This is a genomic window from Rhodococcus gannanensis, from assembly GCF_042681175.1.
Taxonomy (GTDB): Bacteria; Actinomycetota; Actinomycetes; order Mycobacteriales; family Mycobacteriaceae; genus Rhodococcus_G; species Rhodococcus_G gannanensis.
Window position 1 is genome coordinate 13,561 of sequence record NZ_JBHUFB010000009.1, and the last position, 17,682, is coordinate 31,242.

The following is a 17,682-nucleotide window of genomic DNA, read 5'->3' on the forward strand; positions in this document are numbered from 1 at the left end:
AGCAGGAGCAGATCGGGACCGACCCCAGGTTGCGCCTGCTCGTCGCCGCCGAATCGGCCGGGGCCCTGACCGCGGCCGAGATGGGCCACACCGGGATGCCGTTCTCCGCCGCCGCACACCGTCGGATGCTCGAGACGATTCTCGGGCCCCGGGCTGCGGGTGACGCCCTCCCGGTGCGACTCCGGGAGGCCGCGGACGCCGTCGGCGCCGCGTTCGGCCGCCGCGTGAACCCCGCCTCGTCCCAGGAGGTGGTCGCGGCGTTCGCCCGTGACGGCATCGAGGTGTCCTCGACCCGCGCCTGGCTGTTGCGGGACGTGGACCACCCGGCGGTCGCGCCGCTGCTGCGCTACCGGGACCTCGCGAAGCTGCACTCCGCGAACGGCTGGACGTGGCTCGACACCTGGGTCCGCGACGACCGGTTCCGGCCCGTGTACGTGCCGGGCGGCGTCGTGTCCGGACGGTGGGCCAGCCGCGGAGGCGGCGCCCTGCAGATTCCGAAACCGGTGCGTGCCAGTGTGATCGCCGATCCTGGGCACACATTCGTGATCGCCGACGCCGGGCAGCTCGAACCACGGATCCTGGCAGCGATGTCGCGGGATTCGCTCATGATCGAGGCCGCCCGCTCCGACGACCTCTACGCCCCGATCGCAGCCGAGGTGTTCGACGGCGACCGCGCACAGGCGAAAGTCGCGATGCTCGGTGTCCTCTACGGCGCCACCGCAGGCGAGGCGCGACACCTTTTCACCCTGCTGCGCAAGCGGTTTCCCGTCGCCGTCCAGTTCGTCGAGGACGCCGCCCGCGCCGGCGAACGCGGCGAGGTGGTGCACTCGTGGCTCGGTCGCGCGTGCCCGGCACCCGACCCGCAGTGGTGGTCCACAGGCGATCAGCACGCTCGCGGACGGTTCACCCGCAACTTCGTCGTGCAGGCCACCGCCGCGGAGTGGGCGCTGTGCCTGCTCGCCGAGCTACGTCGCCGGCTCGACGAGAGCGCCGCCGGCGAACTCGCCTTCTTCCAGCACGACGAGGTCGTGGTGCACTGTCGCGACGCGGAGACCGTCACCCGGCAGATTCTCGACGCGACCACCGCTGCCACCCGACTCGTGTTCGGCGACAACGTGGTTCGTTTCCCGATGGACGTCGCGGTGCGGGACTGTTACGCGGATCCCGACGAGTCCTGATCGACTCCGCGCCCCCGAATGGCGCGGGGGGTCGATCCGGAGATCTGGCGGACGGCGCGTCCGAACTGGCTGGATCCGACGAATCCACTCCGAGTTGCGACCTGGCCGATGCTGAGATGTGCGTGCGCGGGATCGGTCAGCAGGTCCAGGCCCCGCGCCACCCGGCGGCGGCGGATGAGTTCGTAGACGGAGTGCTCCTCCCCCTCGAACAGCTTGTGCAGGTAGCGCGGGCTGACGTTGAGCGCGGCCGCAACCCTGGCGACGGTCAGGGTCGGGTCCGTAAAATTGCTCTCGACGAATTCGATTGCACGCGAACGGTTTCCTGTCGCCGAAGCCGATCCTTCCGCCGATCCACCGGACGCCGTCCGGATGGCGGCGACGGCGAGGTCCACCACGGCGTGCTCGACGAGGGCCGCCTCGAGCCTGTCCCCCGAGCCCAGATCCGACTCCGCGAACTCGCCGATCGCACCGAGCAACGTCCGAGCAAGGGGCCCGGCCGGAACGACGACACCCGCGAGGGCGCTGGTGTCGACGGACCGCGCCGCGAGTACCGCGTGCGGCAGATGGACGGACAGGTAGTCGCCGCGGCCGGCGAGGGCGATCTCGAACGCCTCCCCGAAGTCGACGACGCCCATCTCACCCGCCCGCAGACGCCACCGGGCATGCTGCTGCTCGACGGTCGCCTCACCCGAGCCCACCACGAGAACGGCGAGGTGCCCACCGTGCTCGTCGTCGACGGAGGCAGGCGTCCGCGACGCCGACACCGCGGACGTCCGCAGGCGGTGCACGCGCATCGCGCCGATCTCGTTGGCGCACAGGTCAGCCCGGAAGCGGTGCGGGCGGGCCGCCGCCATCCGGACACCGACGGACAGCACCTCGAGCCCCTCGGGGCCGACCAGCCGGACACCGGCATGGGAACGCGGTTCGACGGAGACGCCGCTCCCCTCCATGTTCACCCCAGCATGCCGACGTGGACGACAACGACGGGCAGCACCCTACGCCGATGTTCGCCGCGGCGAAAGGGATTCGTTCACCATGCGGGAGCGCCGACACCGGTGGCGCCGTGCAGGAGACCGCGCAACGCGGACGCGAGGCCGCGGACGTCCGTGAACCGGTCCGCGGACGGCAGCGTCGCGGGGAACGCGACGTAGAGGTGTCCACCCGCCCCGACACGCAGCCGGCTCGTCGGCTCGAGATCGAGGACGCCACCGGAGCGGTGCGCGATCCGCATCGCCTCGGTCAGCGGCCGTGCCGAGCGAGCCGCCTCGGACCGCGTCGGGACGACCGATGCCGCGGTCTCCAGGGAGCAACTGGACTGCCATTCCGCCACGACGACTCCACTGGACCCGGTGTCGACCATGTCGACGATCCGGGCAAGCGCGGGACTGTCCATCCCGCACATCCACACCGTCCGGGCGAACACCTCGTCCACGTCGACGTCGCGGCTCGATCCCCCGGCGACGACGGTCAGTCCGACGTCCCTGTCGGTGACGACGTCACGGCCGTGCCAGAACTCCAGCGACGGACTGCCGCCGCAACAGTGCAGCAGCCGGTAGCGACTCCCGACGACGCTGCCGGGCACGTGGCCGGCAGCCGACCGGAAGGCGGGCGGGCGGGGCGACAGGGGTGGGCGAGCCACCACAGCGGAAAGCCGTTCGGTGTCAGAGTGCATGCACCGACGTCCAGCCGCTCGACTGTGAGTCAACGCAGAGCATCACTGCATCCTCACACAGCGTCGGCGAGGTGCAACCCCTCCGTCGGTGACGAGCGACCCAGCGCCGCCGGTCCGGCGTACCCGCCCGAACCGACAGCGCAGGTAATCGCCTCGACGGCGGGCCGACGCACCCCCACCGCGGGGCACGAATCATCGATTCCCTGTGCACGAATCGTTCCGTGCCCCGGACGGATTCGCCCCGAGCCTGCCTATGCGGGCCGGCCTGCCGCCAGCATCTGCTCGAACGGCACCGGGTCGTCGTACGGGTCCGGTGCCGCGGTCGCGGTGCGTCCGTCCAGCGCCGCCGCCAGTTCCCGCGCGACCCGGCCGATCCGCGCGTCCAGGTCGCTCCCGGCGTCGGCACCTCCGGCCCAGTCCTCGGACGCGGCGAACACGGCGGTCGGCGTGACCGCGGCCCGCAGGTAGGCGAACATCGGGCGCATCGCGTGCTCGAGCGCCAGCGAGTGCCTGGCGCTGCCGCCCGTCGCCGCGATGACGGTCGGCTTCGCGTCGAGCGATCCCGGTTCGAGCACGTCGAAGAACGACTTGAAGAGGCCGCTGAACGTGGCGTTGAAGATCGGCGTCACGGCGACGAGTGCATCGGCTCCCGTCACGGCTCCGATCACCTCCCGCAGCGCCGGCGACGGGAACCCGGTCAGCATGGCGTTCACGATGTCGTGGGCATGGTCGCGCAGCTCGATCACACGGATCGAGGTACTCGGCCCGAGTTCGCGCGCCGCCGCGGCCGCCAGTCGGTCCGCGAGCAGTCGCGTCGACGAGGGCTGCCCGAGACCGGCCGTGACGACGGCGACGGTTCGAGTGGTCACGCCACCACCTCCGGCTTCCGGCCGGCGACCAGCGACGCGTGGGTCGCGGCGTCCGGCACGTGGGCGGGCCTCTTGCCGTCGAGTTCGCGACGCAACACCGGCACGACTTCCTCGCCGAGCAGGTCCAGCTGCTCGAGGACGGTCTTGAGCGGCAGACCCGCGTGGTCCATGAGGAACAGCTGACGCTGGTAGTCGCCGAACGACTCCCGGAAGGTGAGGGTCTTGTCGATGACCTCCTGCGGGCTGCCGACGGTCAGCGGCGTCTGCTCGGTGAACTCCTCCAGCGACGGCCCGTGCCCGTAGACGGGGGCGTTGTCGAAGTAGGGCCGGAACTCCCGCACCGCGTCCTGGGAGTTCTTGCGCATGAACACCTGCCCACCGAGTCCGACGATCGCCTGGTCGGCGGAGCCGTGGCCGTAGTGCTCGTAGCGCCGCCGGTAGAGGTCGATGAGTCGCTGGAAGTGGTCGGTCGGCCAGAAGATGTGGTTGGCGAAGAAGCCGTCACCGTAATAGGCGGCCTGCTCGGCGATCTCGGGGCTGCGGATGGACCCGTGCCACACGAACGGCGGCGTGTCGTCGAGCGGTCGCGGCGTCGAGGTGAAGCCCTGCAGCGGCGTGCGGAACTTGCCCTGCCAGTCGACGACGTCCTCGCGCCAGAGCCGGTGCAGCAGCGCGTAGTTCTCGATGGCGAGCGGGATGCCCTGGCGGATGTCCTGACCGAACCACGGGTACACGGGTCCGGTGTTGCCGCGTCCGAGCATCAGGTCGACGCGACCGTCGGCGAGGTGCTGGAGCATCGCGAAGTCCTCGGCGATCTTCACCGGGTCGTTGGTGGTGATCAGCGTCGTGGACGTGGAGAGGACGATCTTCTCGGTGCTCGCCGCGATGTAGCCGAGCAGCGTCGTCGGGGAAGACGGGACGAACGGCGGGTTGTGGTGCTCGCCGGTCGCGAAGACGTCGAGTCCCACCTCCTCCGCCTTCTTCGCGATCGCGACCATCGCCTTGATCCGCTCGCCCTCGGTGGGGGTGCGGCCCGTCGTGGGGTCGGTCGTCACGTCGCCGACGGTGAAAATGCCGAACTGCATCGTCGCCTCCTTCTGCGCCTCCGGCGCCTGTGCGCGTTTCTGGTAGCGGGAGCTACCAAAAGTGCGCACAGGTCGCGCAGCGGCTCGTTAAAGTTTCAATCACCTTAACGGTGGCGCGGCAGGAGGTATTCCGCGACTCAGCCGCGGGGCTTGAGCCGGGTGTTCGGCAGGATCGGCGCCGGGATCGTCTCGCCCCACGCCGACGGGAACGGGCCGTACCGACCGGGCGTCGAGCGGTCCTCCCGCGCCTGCTGCCACTCCACCCGGAACTGCTCGACCTCGTCATGGGTGCGGCCGATGAAGTTCCACCACATGACGATCTGCTCCCCCAGCGGCTCACCGCCGAGCACGACCACCCGCACCGGGCCGTCCGACGACGCGATCAGCTCCGCGCTCGTCGCCCCCACCGGCAGGTGGACCAACTGCCCGACCTTCGCGTCCACACCCGAGACCGACACCGAGCCCGTGTCGACCATGACACCGTGTTCGAACGTCTCGTCGAGGCTCACCTCGAGTCGCTGCCCGGCACGCAGCACCACTTCGGCACCGAGGAGCGGCGTGAAGGTCCGCACCGGCGACGTCTGCCCGAACAGGCTGCCCAGGAACACCACCACCTCGGCGCCGTCGACGTCGAGGACCGGCGGGGCGTGATGTTCGAACGCCGGTGCGGTGAACCGGTGCTCGGCAGGCAACGCCACCCACAGTTGAACGCCGTGCAGCACGTCGGTGTCGGGTGTGGAGAACTCGGAATGGGCGATCCCCGACCCCGCGGTCATCAGGTTCACCTCGCGCGGCCGGACCATCGCGTGCGCTCCCGTGGTGTCCCAGTGCTCGATCTCGCCGCGGAACAACCACGACACCGTCTGCAGCCCCGTGTGCGGATGCCCGGCGACCCGCATGCCGCCGCTGTCCGCGACGTCGTCCGGCCCGTAGTGGTCGAGGAAACACCACGCGCCGATGAGCGTCTGTGCCCGCTGCGGCAGCGATCGGCGCACCGTCATGGCCCGCGGCCCGCCCAGTGGGACCTCCCGGAAGTCGAGGAGTGTGGGCGCGGCATCGTCGCGGTTCTCGCAGACGACCTCGTCTGGGGTGGGGTCGAGGTTGCTCATGAATCGAACGTAGCGTGTGGCCCGCCGATGTGAAGTGGTGCGCGCACCGGCCTCCGATACGGCACATTTGTTCCCATGACGGATCACCCGAACCCGACCGAACCCGCCGTGCGCGACGCAGGCGACCGCTACGAGATCACCGTGGGCGGCGAGGTCGCCGGACTGACGCAGTACCTCGACCACGGCAACCAACGGATCTTCTTCCACACCGAGGTCGACGACCGGTTCGCCGGGCAGGGCCTCGCCGGGATCCTCGTGCACGACGCGCTCGCCGACACCGTCACCGCGGGAAAGCGCATCGTCCCGATCTGCCCCTACGTGGCCCGATACCTCACGAAGCATCCCGAACTCGCCGACAGCGTCGACCCGGTGACCGACGAGGCGATCGCGGCCGTGCGGGGACACTGACCGCGCCGCGGTGGGGACACTGACCGCGCCGCGGTGGGGACACTGACCGCACCGCAGCGGGGACACCGACCGCGCCGGGTCTTCGGTGACGGCGGTGCGTGGGCGGCGACACGGCGAACGCTCGGACACAGCGCGGAATCCACACGGTTCGCTATAGGCTTCGAGCAGTTCGCTGGTCCCCGGGGGTTTCGGCTGCGCGGGGAGGAGGTCGGCGCACCCGCGCCGGTCGAGCAGACAGCCGGGAACGAGGCCAGAAATGTCCGTCGTGAACCGTCCCTGCCACGCGCAGGTGCCCGTCTACGGCCATGCGGTGATCCGCCGGCCACGACTGCACGCGGCCCTGACCGCCGCCGTGGCACCCGGTACGCCGTGCACCGCGGTACTCCTCAACGCTCCGGTCGGTTCCGGGAAGACGATGCTCCTCGCCGACTGGGTGACGGAAACCGTTGCGGCGCCCGGTGCCCCGGTGATCGCGTGGCTCACCGCCCGCGAGTCCGACAACGACCGGGGCGCCTTCGTCGCCTCCCTGCTGGCCGCTCTTCGCAGCCTCGGCGACTGCGCGGTCTCCGACGCACTCCGCGACCTCCCCGACGCGGACGACGAGGTCCCCGGTGCCGTCGCGGAACGACTCGGTGACGTCGGCACGCCGGTGCGGATCGTGATCGACGACGTGCACCTGCTGCACGACACCGCGGCCCTCGACGCGCTCGGCGCCTTCCTGCGGTCCGCCCCGCCCACGGTCGGCGCCGTGCTCGCCGGCCGGTTCGAGCCGCCGCTCGCCCTGCACCGGATGCGCGTCGACGGCCGGGTTCGCGAGATCCCGCCGAACGAACTGGCATTCACCGAACCCGAGGCCGCGCAGCTGTTCGCCGGACACGGACTGGAGCTCGACGACGGCGACCTCGCCGCGCTCGCCGCACGAACCCAGGGCTGGGCCGTCGGCCTGCGACTCGCCGCGATCACGCTGGCCCGCCACCCGGACCCGGCGACGATGATCGCCGACTTCACCGGCGACACCCGGATCGTGGCCGACTACCTCGTCGGCGAAGTCCTCACCCGACTCGATCCGGACGTGCGGGAGTTCGTGGTCGAAACGGCGATCCCGGACGCCTACACCGTCGAACTCGCGGAAACGCTCACCGGCAATCCCTGCTCGGGTCGCATCGTCGACGTCCTGGAGCGGGAGAACTTCCTCGTCGAGCGGGTTCCCGGGCGCACCGGGTGGTTCCGATACCACCCGCTGCTCCGGGAGTATCTGCGCGCCGAACTCGGGCGGCTCGGGCACCGGGCCGTCGCCGGGCTCGAACAGCTCGCGGCCGGCTGGTTCGCCGAGTCGGGATCGTTCCACGACGCACTGGAACACACCCTGCACGCCGGGGACGCGGACGCGATGGTCCGGCTGATCACCGACAGCGGCCTGCGGGCCGTGCTCAGCGGCAACAGCGCCCAACTGCTCGACCTGATCGACCGTTCTCCGCGGCGAGTACAGAACGCGGCGGGTGCCCGCCGGGTGCGCGCCGCCGCCGAACTCGCCCGCGCGAACCCCACGGCCGCAGAGTCGATTCTCGGCCCGCCCGAACCCGCGCTCACGGGCAACGAGGCACTCCTGGACGCAGCCGTCCGCCTCCAGCTCGCCATCCAGGGAAACGGAGTGATCGCGGCCGCCCTGGCCACGCTGTCCGCCCGGCCGGTCGGGCGGACCGGAACCCCGGAACTCGACGCCTACGCCCGATTGCAGCAGGGTGTCGCGGAGCTTCACCTCGGACGACTCGACCGCGCCGAATCCCATCTCGAGGCCGCTCGCGTCACCGCCCGCTCGGCCGGACTGTTCGCCGTGAAACTCGAGGCGATGACCGGTCTGACGGTCGTCGCCGCCGTTCGGTGCCGGTTGTCGGAGACGGACCGGATCGCGGGCGACACCGCCACGATCGCGGAACGCCACGGCCTGACCGGCCTGCCGCACGTCGAACTGGCCGCGGTGGCGCGGGCGTGGACCGGCTATCTACGGATGGACGGCCGTGCCGCCCTCCCCGAGGTCGGCTCGTCGCTCGACCTCTCCCGGCTGGTCGCGTCCCCGGACGCCACGATCGCACCGACCGCGGCCTGTGTGGCAGCGATCCTCGGCGCGACGCCCGCGGCGCAGCAGCGGGACCCGCTCGCGGACCGAGTCCAGGCTGTCCTCCGCGGTCCGGTGCCGCGTCCGGTCGCCGCGTTGCTGTGCCCCGCCGCCCTGCGGTCCCTCCTCGCCGACGGCAACGACGGCCGCGCGGTCGGTCTGGTGGACAACGCGGCCACCGTGCTCGGCGACTGCGGCGAGGTCGCGGTGATGCGGGCGATGATCGAGATGCGCCGCGGCCGCGGTGACGCGGCGAGCCGATTGGTCGCCGGGGTGGTCGAGGGCCGGCTCGGGTGCATCACTCCGATCGCCCGGATCGAGGCGCTGCTGTTGGCAACGGCATGCGCGGCGGGCCGCGGCGACGACGTCCGTGCCCGCGCGATGCTCACCGACGCGCTGGCGCTCGCCCGTCCCCACGGCCTCATCCGCCCGTTCCACGACGAGCGGGAGCGGATCCGTCCGCTGCTGGACCGGCACATCGGGAGGTTCGGTGTGCTCGACGCGTTCGCCGAGCGGGTGCGCGAGCGGGTGCCGACCACCGCCCCACACCCCGACCGACTGCTCACCGCGCGCGAACGGGAGCTGCTGACCGAGCTGCCGTCGTGGCGCACGGCCGACCAGATCGCCGCCGACCTGTTCGTCTCCGTGAACACGGTGAAGACCCACCTGCGCGGGATCTACCGCAAGCTAGGGGTGAGCACGAGGCAGGAGGCCATCGCCGCCGCCCGCTCCTGCGGACTGCTGTGATCCCCGGGTTCTCGAACTTCACCATCGACGGGTGAGGCCCCACCGCGATCCGTCCCGCAGGCTGTGAGGACAGCAGCCGACGACCTGGGAGGTATGGCGGTGGCGACAACGCCCGTCCCCCGGCCCCGCTACGAGTTCCTCGTCCGCGGCGCCCTCTCCGAGCGGGCGCTGGCCGCGTTCCCCGAACTCGCGCACGTCTCGGCACCCGCCGGGTGCACCCGCCTGACCGGTCCCGTCGACGGCGACCAGGGCCTGCGTGCGCTCCTCGCCCGGTTCGACGTGCTCGGGTTGACCGTCATCGAGATGCGGCGCTCGACGGACTGACCGCCCGCCGAGCGGCCCGCGACACACCCGAAACCGCGAGGTCCGGACCCGTTCGACCTCGGGTGTCCGTTCCCCCGATTGTGCGGGCGGGTAGACTGCTCGTCATGCAGCGGGCGCTCCTTCTTCACCGCCGCGACGGGGTCTGATCCAGACCGGCACCTGTCGCGGGGTTTGTTGCGCCGGTCGATACACCTCCTGGACTCACCCAGTCCCCATCATCACGGAGATTCGTCATGTCACCCGCCGACGCTTTCACTTCCGGATCGCGCACCATCACGCCGCCGTCCAAGCCCGCGCCCGCCGACCAGCCCACCTGGAACACCCAGAAGAACTCCTCCATGCCGACGTACCGGTACCGGTCGTTCGCTGAAGAGGTCGAGCAGGTCACCCTCACCGACCGCACCTGGCCCGACAAGGTCATCGACCGTGCCCCGCAGTGGTGCGCGGTGGACCTGCGCGACGGCAACCAGGCCCTGATCGACCCGATGAGCCCGGCCCGCAAGCGCCGCATGTTCGACCTGCTGGTCCGGATGGGCTACAAGGAGATCGAGGTCGGCTTCCCGTCGGCCAGCCAGACCGACTTCGACTTCGTCCGCGAGATCATCGAGGACAACGCCATCCCGGACGACGTCACCATCCAGGTGCTGACGCAGTCGCGGCCGGAGCTGATCACCCGCACCTTCGAGGCCTGCCAGGGCGCGAAGAGCGTGATCGTGCACTTCTACAACTCCACGTCGATCCTGCAGCGTCGCGTGGTCTTCCGCGCCGACAAGGAGGCGATCAAGAAGATCGCCACCGATGCCGCGGAACTGGTGCTCGAGGAGGCGAAGAAGTACCCCGACACCGACTGGCGCTGGGAGTACTCGCCCGAGTCGTACACCGGCACCGAGCTGTCGTACGCCAAGGAGGTGTGCGACGCCGTCGTCGAGACGCTGGGCGCCACGCCCGAGCACCCGGTCATCGTGAACCTGCCGGCCACCGTCGAGATGGCGACGCCGAACGTGTACGCGGACTCGATCGAGTGGATGCACCGCAACCTGGCCAACCGCGACAGCATCATCCTGTCGCTGCACCCGCACAACGACCGCGGCACGGGTGTCGCGGCGGCGGAGCTGGGCTACCAGGCCGGCGCCGACCGCATCGAGGGCTGCCTGTTCGGCAACGGCGAGCGCACCGGCAACGTCTGCCTGGTGACGCTGGGTCTGAACATGTTCACCCGCGGCATCGACCCGCAGATCGACTTCTCGAACATCGACGAGATCCGACGCACCGTCGAGTACTGCAACCAGCTGCCCGTCGCCGAACGGCACCCGTACGGCGGTGACCTGGTGTACACCGCGTTCTCGGGCAGCCACCAGGACGCGATCAACAAGGGTCTCGACGACATGAAGGTCACCGCGGACTCGCAGGACGCGGACGTCGACGACATCGTCTGGCAGGTGCCGTACCTGCCGATCGACCCGAAGGACGTCGGCCGCACCTACGAGGCCGTCATCCGCGTGAACTCGCAGTCCGGCAAGGGCGGCGTCGCGTACATCATGAAGGCCGATCACGGCCTGGTGCTGCCGCGCCGACTGCAGATGGAGTTCTCGCAGTCCGTCCAGAAGATCACCGACGGCGAGGGCGGCGAGGTCTCGCCGAAGGAGATGTGGGACGTCTTCAACGAGGAATACCTGGCACCGATCAGCCCGCTGGAGCGGATGCGCCAGAAGGTGACCGCCTCGGAGGTGGACGGCGGCACGGACGCCATCACCGCCGTGGTCAAGGTGGACGGCAAGGAGCAGGAGATCTCCGGCTCCGGCAACGGTCCGCTGGCCGCGTTCGTCGACGCGATCTCCACCATCGGTTTCGACGTTCGGGTCCTCGACTACAGCGAGCACGCCATGTCCGCGGGCGACGACGCGCAGGCCGCCGCCTACGTCGAGGCCGCGGTGACGCTGCCCGACGGCACCAGCAAGGTCGTGTGGGGCGTCGGCATCGCCACGTCGATCACGACGGCGTCGCTGCGCGCGGTCGTCTCCGCGGTGAACCGCGCTCACTGAGCCACCACGCAATGCGTGGAAGGGGCCGTTCGGTTGATCCGAACGGCCCCTTCCGTCGTATGTGGGTGGGGTGTGGGGGTGCTGTGAGTGGGCTGCGGGGCGGTCCGGTTCGAGGCTGGAAGGCACCGACCCCGTCCACGCGAGGAGCCTCCCATGACCACCACGACCACCGAACGCCCGAACGTCCACGAGATGGTCGTCGTCCACCGCGCGTTCCGCCGCGAGTTCCGTCTCGCGCCCGACCTGATCCGCGGCGTCCCCGCGGGCGACGCCGCGCGTGCGTCCGTCGTTGCCGGGCACCTGAGGCTCGTCCTGAACGGCCTCGAGATGCACCACACCGGGGAGGACGCGATCCTGTGGCCGCTCCTGCTGGAGCGGGCTGCGCCGTCGACCGGGCTGGTCGAGACGATGCAGGCCCAGCACCTGCGGATCGAGGCGTACGTGGCGCGGATCGTCCCGAGCCTCGACAGCTGGGAACGCCAACCCACTCCCGACACAGGCGTCGCACTGGCCGCGCTGGTCGAGGAGTTCACCTCGGCGCTGATCGAGCACCTGGACCTCGAGGAACGGGAGATCCTGCCGCTCGTCCTTCGTCACCTCACCGCAGCGGAATGGGACACGGTCGGGGACCACGGCATCGACATGATGAGCAAGAAGGAACTGCCGCTGCTGTTCGGTGCCGTGCTCGAGGACTGCGACGACGCCGAACGGCGCCTGATGCTCCGGAAGCTGCCCGGGCACGTCCGCCTGTTGCTCCGCACCCTCGGCGCGCGAAACTACCGCCGCTACGTCAGCGCCGTCCGTTCGTGACGTCGTCGATCACCCGCGCGGCGATCGACGCGACCTGCTCGGCGGTCGCCGTGCGCCCGGATTCCCACTCGGCGAGGAAGTCCTTCTCCCCCAATGTGTCCCGCGCGAGGTCGAGACCGGCGTCGGCGGTGGAGCGGGCCGGCGGGAAGTGCGGGTCCACCGCGTCGGATGCGTTGAGGCGGGCGGCCGCGCCGTACAGGGCTGCCGCGCCGGCCGGGTTGCCGGTCCGCGCCGCCAGCCCGGCCACCGCCGGAAGGGTGTACCCGAGCGACCACCCCAGTCGCAGCCGCACCGACAGATCCAGCGACTCCCCCAGCATCGCGGCCGCCCCGCTGTCGTCGCCGCCCGCCTCGCACACAGACGCCGCCGAATTGAGCACCGTCGCGAGGGTGAACTCGTTGCCGAGCCGGCGCGCCTCCGCGACCGCCTCGGCATGCCGTGTCTGCGCGACGTCGACGTCACCGGAGACCAGGGCCAGCTGCCCGAGACCGAGCCGTGCGTGCGCCGTCAGCCAGCCCGGTTCCGCCCGGTCGAGAACACCGTCGAGGAGCCGGAGCGCGCCGCTGTCGCCGGAGAACGCCGCCGCCAGACCCGCGATCGTCGCCGCTTCCAGGGCCACGGGGTCGTCGGCGGGGGCGGTCGGCAGGTAGGCGTCGGCCTCCTTCCTGATCCCGTCGAGATCACCGACGACCAGCAGCAGCCCCATCCGGCCGACGGCAGCCCGGCCGGATATGGTCTCCGGCACCGTGCCCTGCACTCGGTCGAGCCACGCCAGACCTTCGCGGGTGCGACCCCGAAGCGCCAGATACATCCACACCGATCCGGCGAGCTCGGCGGCGTCGCCGGGCCGGTCGAGTTCGATCAGGCGGAGGAAGGCGGACCGCAGGTTCCCGTGATCGGCGTCGAGACGGTCGAGGACGGGACCGATTCCGGCTCCCTGCAGTCGGTCGTGCGCTGCGACCGCGACTCGATACTGTTGCCGTGCATGGGAATTCGCCACCTCCAGGGCGGCACCCGACACGTGCAGTCGCGCCGCCGCGTACTGGCGGACCGGTTCCAGCAGTCGGAAGCGGGGCTGTTCGTCCGGCGGGTCGAGCGGCGCAACCAGGGAGTGGTCGACGAGCCTGCTCAGTGCAGGCAGCACGTCCGGAGCACTCATCGGGTCGAGGGCCTCCACGGCGTCGAGCGAGAAGCCGCCGGAGAAGACGGCGAGCCGCGTCCACAGGTCACGGTCCGACGGGTCGAGCAGGTCGGCACTCCAGTCGAGCACCGCAGCCATCGTACGTTGCCGGTCCGGAAGATCCTGCGGACCAACGAGTTCCGCATCCATCCCGTGGGCGTCGAGGCGCGCCGACAGCAGTGCAGGTGGCAGCAGCCGCGCGCGAGCCGCGGCCAGTTCGAGAGCGAGCGGAAGGCCGTCGAGCCGTCGCACGATGGCGGCGAGCGCCGCGGCATTGGCGTCGTCGACGTCGAGGTCGGCTCCAGCGGCGGCCGCGCGGTCGAGGAACATCGCGACTGCGGGCGAGGCCGCGACGGCATCCGGACCGTCGTCGTCGGGGACGGCGAGCGGCGGCACCGGAACCTCGTACTCGGCGCGCACCCGCAGTGGTGCACGGCTGGTGGCGAGGACGACGAGGTCCGGCGCGTGGCCAACGAGGTCGGCGATCGCCGGTGCCGCCGCCAGCATCTGTTCCAGGTTGTCGAGGACGACGAGAACGCGCCGGCCGGTGAGATGCGCTGCCAGCCCCTCCGCGGACACTCCGGCCGGACCCTCTGTGACGCCGAGGGCCGCACCCAGCCGCGGGAGCACCTGTCCGGGTTCGCGGACCGTCGTCAGGTCGACGAACGCGGCCCCTCCGGAAAAGGAGGCGACGCAGCGCGCGAGGACGGCGAGTGCGATGCGAGTCTTCCCGACGCCGCCCGGGCCGGTCAGCGTCAGTAGTCGCACCCGACCGGACACGACGACCTCGCCGATGTGGTCGATGGTTTCGTCGCGGCCGAGCAGCGGCGTGACCGGCACGATCGACAAGGGGTCACCGACCGTCGTGACGACACGCCGATTCGGCGGTGCCGGGGCAGGCTCACGGCGTGGGACCGCCGCGACGAGCTCGGCGCGTTCGGAGTCGTCCAGCGTCAGCGCGTCGGCGAGCGCCCGCACGGTGTTCGGGTACGGGCGCAACCGTTCCCCACGTTCGAGGGCACCGACGGCCTTGACGGTGACGCCTGCCCGTTCGGCCAGTTCCTCCTGGCTCAGGGACCGCTGCTCCCGCAGCCGTCGGAGTAGCGCGGCGAACTCCACCAGCCGAACCTAGTGCGCCTGCGGCGCCTGTGCGCACTTTTGGTAGCGGGCACTACCGAAAGTGCGCACAGGTGTGGTTGTTCTGTGGGTGTTCTGTGCCGACGGCGAGACCGAGGCTCGAAGGACGCGACGGATGGACCGTCGCCCCTTCACACCAGGAGCCCGCCATGACCGTTCGGACCCACCCCACGACCTCGCCCGCCACCACCGGTCGGCACACCACCTACGCGCGCCAGGTCCCGCTGGTGCTCGCGGCCGCGTTCACGCTGTCGGTCGTGCACACCGTGCACTCGTCGATCGTCGGGATCGCCGACCCGGGATGGGAGGTCACCGATCCCGGGGTGTGGGCGTTCTACGCGGTCGCGTTCGGGATGACGGCGCTGTCGCGACGCGACGACCGTCGGATCCAGGCCGGCGTGCTCGCGTTCCTCGTTGCACTGCTGGCCATCGCGATGCTCGTGTACCCGTCCATGTTCGGGCCGGAGCAGCAGACCACGTTCGGGTGGATCGAGAACGACCTCTACGTCGGAGGTCTTGCGACGACCGCCTACCTGACGGTGCTGCGTCTGCGGCGCGTCACGATCGCCCCCACCAATGGCTGAACGGGCCGTTCGTGCGGTTGATCCGCACGAACGGCCCGTTCAGCCGTTCTGGGAGAGGACTCAGACCCCCGCGGGCGTCGCCGCGGTCGCGTCGGAGGGGACCTCGACGGTCTCCGGCTGGGACGGCGGTGCGGGACGAACGAACAGCGACGCGGCGACTGCGATCAGCGAGATTGCGCCGCCACACAGGAATGCGGCGTGAATACCCGTCATCGTCGCGTCCATCGGTGCCGCGCCGTCGGCGAGGTCCGACGTCGTCCACGTCGTCATCACGGCGATGAACAGTGCGGTGCCCGCCGCACCCGCGACCTGTTGCAGAGTGCTCACGATCGCACTGCCGTGCGCGTACAGCTTCGGCGGGAGCGACCCCAGTGACGACGTGAACAGCGGAGTGAACACGAAAGCGAGACCGACCATGAGCACGACATGGATGCCGACGACCATGCCCCTCGAGGTGTCCACGTCGAGCATCGTCATCAGCCACAGCGCTGCCGACACCAGGACGGTGCCGGGAACGACCAGGGGTCGCGGACCGACACGGTCGTACAGTCGACCGACGATCGGGGACAGAACACCCATCACGATGCCACCTGGGAGCATCAACAGACCGGTGGCGAGAGTGTCCAGACCGAGAACGTTCTGCAGGTACAGGGGCAGCACGATGAGGGACCCGAACAGCGCCATCATCGCCACGATCAGCACGACGACTGCGATCGAGAACGGCGTGCTCGCGAAGGTGCGCAGGTCGAGCAGCGCCCTGTCTTCGCGTTGCAGGACGAACTGACGCGCCACGAAAACCACCAGCGCAACGACGCCGATGGAGATCGGAATCCACGGCGCGACAGGCGTGTGCCCGGAGGCGGATTCGCCGATGCTGCTCAGCCCGTAGACGAGGCCGCCGAATGCGGCGGCCGACAGGAGCAGGGACAACAGGTCGAACGGCACCTTCCGCGGCACCGTGACGTTCTTGATCAGGACCGCACCCAGGACGAGCACGACGAGTGCGATCGGCAGCACCAGCCCGAAGATCCAGCGCCAGCTCGTGACTCGAAGGATGAGTCCGGACACGGTTGGGCCGATCGCCGGCGCGACGGCGATGACGATCGACATCGTGCCCATGATTCGGCCACGCGATTGAGGCGGAACCAGGTTGAGGATCGTGGTGGTCAACAACGGCATCATCATCGCCGTGCCACCGGCCTGTACGACCCGGCCGACGAGAAGCAGCTCGAAACCGGGCGCGATCGCCGCGATCAGAGTGCCGGCGCTGAACAGCGTCATCGCCGTGACGAAGATCGTCCTGGTCGAAAACCGCTGCAGCAGGTATCCGGTCGCCGGGATGACGATTGCCATCGTCAGGAGGAAGGCGGTCGTGAGCCACTGAGCGGTTGCCGCGGTGATCTCGAGATCCGCCATCAGGCGTGGAAGCGCCACCCCCATGATCGTCTCGTTGAGGATGACGACGAACGTTCCGACGACGAGTAGTCCGATGAGCAGTCGCTCGGTGGACGACAGGGATGCCCGACCCGGCGCGCTCGCGTCCACCGGGGAAGGGGTTTCGACATGCATACGCCCAGTCTGTGGAAACTGTCAGTCACTGTCAATTTGTCCGTCACTGCAATAATGACGCGGTGCACACCAGCGACGGAGATCCCACGGCACCGAACCTTCGGGAACGCAGACGGAGAGAGACCCGCATCGAAATCAGCGATGCCGCACTCGCGCTGTTCGAGGAGCGTGGCTACGCCGGAACCACGGTGGACGACATCGCACAGCGTGCGGGAGTGTCCCAGCGCACCGTGTTCCGCTACTTCGACACCAAAGAGGCCACCGTCCTCGGGGGCGTCGAAGACCTCGCCGCGGAACTGACCGCGGCGCTGGTCGACGAGATGCCCGAGAATCTGGTGCTCCAGCACGTCGAGGCTGCACACCTGCGACTCCTGGAGGAGATGGTCGACGACCGCCCCGAGACGATTCGACGGATTCGACGCATCCGCTGCCTGATACTGAAGGATCCCGACCTTCGGGGTGCCGCGGCCTTGATGGAAATGGAGAACGTCAGGACGCTCACCGCACGTATCGCCGAGCACCTGTCACCTGACGTGAACCCGATCCTCCCCCGACTGCTCGCCGAGGCCGGCTTCACCACCCTGCGGGTCGCGTTCGACGCTTGGGTCGAGAAGGTGGAGGCCGGAGAGAAGGCCGATCTCACCTCCGTCTACCGCGACTGTCGCACCACATTGCACGGGCTGCTCGACCCCACCGCGACGGACGAGACGCAGCACTCCGCCCGGGCACACTCCGGGTGACCCTTCCCAACGGCTGAAGGTGCCGTTCGTGCGGTTGATCCGCACGAACGGCACCTTCAGCCGTTGGCTGGGTGGCGCGCGTCAGCCGAGGAGTTTGGCCTTGGCGGCGGCG

The 17,682-nt window shown here is 70.1% G+C and carries 15 protein-coding genes; 8 read left to right on the forward strand and 7 right to left on the reverse strand.

All coding sequences use genetic code 11. From position 1 onward, the window contains the following. Positions 1-1,178: bifunctional 3'-5' exonuclease/DNA polymerase (locus tag ACFSJG_RS06825; protein WP_378484462.1), on the forward strand; the 1,178-nt coding region annotated here is incomplete at its 5' end. Here ACFSJG_RS06825 and ACFSJG_RS06830 read toward each other — a convergent pair. The 5 genes from ACFSJG_RS06830 to ACFSJG_RS06850 form a co-directional block, all read right to left on the reverse strand. After that, complete coding sequence (locus ACFSJG_RS06830; RefSeq protein ID WP_378484463.1) at positions 1,154-2,128, reverse strand: helix-turn-helix domain-containing protein; 975 nt, start codon at positions 2,126-2,128, stop codon at positions 1,154-1,156. The genes ACFSJG_RS06825 and ACFSJG_RS06830 overlap by 25 nt on opposite strands. An 80-nt stretch (positions 2,129-2,208) precedes the next feature. After that, positions 2,209-2,850 carry a protein kinase family protein gene (locus tag ACFSJG_RS06835; protein WP_378484464.1) on the reverse strand — a complete coding sequence of 214 codons (642 nt, stop codon included), beginning with the start codon at positions 2,848-2,850 and terminating at the stop codon, positions 2,209-2,211. Between the two features lie 251 nt (positions 2,851-3,101). Then, the gene (locus ACFSJG_RS06840) at positions 3,102-3,719 is read right to left on the reverse strand and encodes a CE1759 family FMN reductase (protein WP_378484465.1); all 618 of its coding nucleotides are present in this window, start codon (positions 3,717-3,719) and stop codon (positions 3,102-3,104) included. Continuing rightward, positions 3,716-4,804, reverse strand: a complete 1,089-nt coding sequence (locus ACFSJG_RS06845; RefSeq protein ID WP_378484466.1) for an LLM class flavin-dependent oxidoreductase — start codon at positions 4,802-4,804, stop codon at positions 3,716-3,718. The genes ACFSJG_RS06840 and ACFSJG_RS06845 overlap by 4 nt, the downstream gene beginning before the upstream one ends. Positions 4,805-4,941: 137 nt before the next feature. Continuing rightward, positions 4,942-5,913, reverse strand: coding sequence for a pirin family protein (locus ACFSJG_RS06850; protein ID WP_378484467.1), 972 nt, complete (start codon positions 5,911-5,913; stop codon positions 4,942-4,944). A gap of 75 nt (positions 5,914-5,988) precedes the next feature. On the opposite strand from ACFSJG_RS06850, the gene ACFSJG_RS06855 reads away from it, so the two are divergent. The 5 genes from ACFSJG_RS06855 to ACFSJG_RS06875 all read left to right on the forward strand — a co-directional run bounded on the left by ACFSJG_RS06855 (position 5,989) and on the right by ACFSJG_RS06875 (position 12,360). After that, the gene (locus ACFSJG_RS06855) at positions 5,989-6,321 is read left to right on the forward strand and encodes a GNAT family N-acetyltransferase (RefSeq protein ID WP_378484468.1); all 333 of its coding nucleotides are present in this window, start codon (positions 5,989-5,991) and stop codon (positions 6,319-6,321) included. A gap of 256 nt (positions 6,322-6,577) precedes the next feature. After that, positions 6,578-9,184: a winged helix-turn-helix domain-containing protein gene (locus tag ACFSJG_RS06860; protein WP_378484469.1), complete on the forward strand. Its 2,607-nt coding sequence runs from the start codon at positions 6,578-6,580 to the stop codon at positions 9,182-9,184. Between the two features lie 93 nt (positions 9,185-9,277). Next, a complete protein-coding gene (locus ACFSJG_RS06865; RefSeq protein WP_378484470.1) occupies positions 9,278-9,508 on the forward strand; it encodes a hypothetical protein in 231 nt (76 codons plus the stop codon). Between the two features lie 233 nt (positions 9,509-9,741). Next, on the forward strand, positions 9,742-11,550 hold the full coding sequence (gene leuA, locus ACFSJG_RS06870) for a 2-isopropylmalate synthase (RefSeq protein WP_378484471.1): 1,809 nt from the start codon (positions 9,742-9,744) through the stop codon (positions 11,548-11,550). A gap of 153 nt (positions 11,551-11,703) precedes the next feature. Then, the gene (locus ACFSJG_RS06875; protein ID WP_378484472.1) at positions 11,704-12,360 is read left to right on the forward strand and encodes a hemerythrin domain-containing protein; all 657 of its coding nucleotides are present in this window, start codon (positions 11,704-11,706) and stop codon (positions 12,358-12,360) included. Here the strand turns inward: ACFSJG_RS06875 and ACFSJG_RS06880 are convergent. Then, complete coding sequence (locus ACFSJG_RS06880; protein WP_378484473.1) at positions 12,341-14,659, reverse strand: ATP-binding protein; 2,319 nt, start codon at positions 14,657-14,659, stop codon at positions 12,341-12,343. The genes ACFSJG_RS06875 and ACFSJG_RS06880 overlap by 20 nt on opposite strands. A 167-nt stretch (positions 14,660-14,826) precedes the next feature. Here ACFSJG_RS06880 and ACFSJG_RS06885 point away from each other — a divergent pair, with 167 nt between their 5' ends. Beyond that, complete coding sequence (locus ACFSJG_RS06885; RefSeq protein ID WP_378484474.1) at positions 14,827-15,261, forward strand: hypothetical protein; 435 nt, start codon at positions 14,827-14,829, stop codon at positions 15,259-15,261. Positions 15,262-15,321: 60 nt separating this feature from the next. Here ACFSJG_RS06885 and ACFSJG_RS06890 read toward each other — a convergent pair whose 3' ends face one another. Then, the gene (locus ACFSJG_RS06890; RefSeq protein WP_378484475.1) at positions 15,322-16,830 is read right to left on the reverse strand and encodes an MDR family MFS transporter; all 1,509 of its coding nucleotides are present in this window, start codon (positions 16,828-16,830) and stop codon (positions 15,322-15,324) included. Positions 16,831-16,892: 62 nt separating this feature from the next. Here ACFSJG_RS06890 and ACFSJG_RS06895 point away from each other — a divergent pair, with 62 nt between their 5' ends. After that, positions 16,893-17,570: a TetR/AcrR family transcriptional regulator gene (locus ACFSJG_RS06895; protein WP_378484476.1), complete on the forward strand. Its 678-nt coding sequence runs from the start codon at positions 16,893-16,895 to the stop codon at positions 17,568-17,570. Positions 17,571-17,682: the final 112 nt, after the last annotated feature.